This is a genomic window from Natronococcus jeotgali DSM 18795 (assembly GCF_000337695.1).
GTDB classification, from domain to species: Archaea; Halobacteriota; Halobacteria; order Halobacteriales; family Natrialbaceae; genus Natronococcus; species Natronococcus jeotgali.
In genome coordinates this window covers 1-794 of record NZ_AOIA01000098.1, presented here as the reverse complement: position 1 = coordinate 794, position 794 = coordinate 1, and the positions used below count along the sequence as shown (strand labels likewise).

Annotated in this window: 1 protein-coding gene; it reads right to left on the bottom strand. The window is 55.1% G+C overall.

What is annotated here, in order from left to right; all coding sequences use genetic code 11:
* Positions 1-172: 172 nt before the first annotated feature.
* Positions 173-265, bottom strand: coding sequence for a DUF7386 family protein (locus C492_RS26060; RefSeq protein ID WP_449289505.1), 93 nt, complete (start codon positions 263-265; stop codon positions 173-175).
* Between the last annotated feature and the right edge of the window lie 529 nt (positions 266-794).

Genomic DNA, 794 nt, shown 5'->3' with positions numbered 1-794 from the left:
AAAACAAATACAACCTCATGGGAGCGACGGACCGACGCGGGTCTCGACCTCTCGGAAGGATCGCGCGGGCGCACATAGCGGTGCCCGGCGGGCGAGCCTCGATCCAACACACCCCATGTAACCCCGCCGATCTCGGGAGAACGCCGGCGACGAGACGTGAGCGCCGCGTTGATTACGTCCCGCGTGGTGGGTCGTCGTCAGGGCTGTCGGCTATGATCTCGCAGGCAACCTCGAGGAGTCGTTTACGCTCGTCGCTCAGTCGCAACGTTGCTCAGTACGAAATGTGGAAACCGGGGGAAGATTTCCAAGAGACGGTGGGGTGTGGGGTGTTNGTTCCCAGATGGCTTTGATTTTGATCTGCCTCTTCTGGATACTATGTATCCAAGGCGAGATCTCGAGTGGCGAGGACTTTGTCCTCGCATATGAATTGTGAAAGTAGTCTCAAAAAAGGGTTTTGGTCACATATAGCATAGAGGAATTACCAAAACGCATGCATGAGTGTGTATCCCATCAAGCCGTAGAAAGAAGCTATAATAGCTGACAACTACAGTTGGCACGGTCAATCCACCACCTACCACTCACCACCTGACCGTGCCTTTCACTACGTAGTCTCGAATGTCTCGCTTCTGAGCCGCAATCGAGCGGTCAGACTCTTGTCAGAATCGCACGTATCCGATCGTAGGCGCGTCGACCCAGTCAGATTCAGGGAGATCGCCAGGGTCGGCGACGCCTTCGCTGCTCCTGATCATGGACTACTCCTCGCCGTTGTCGTGAATGGTGATCTGCAGTTTGTT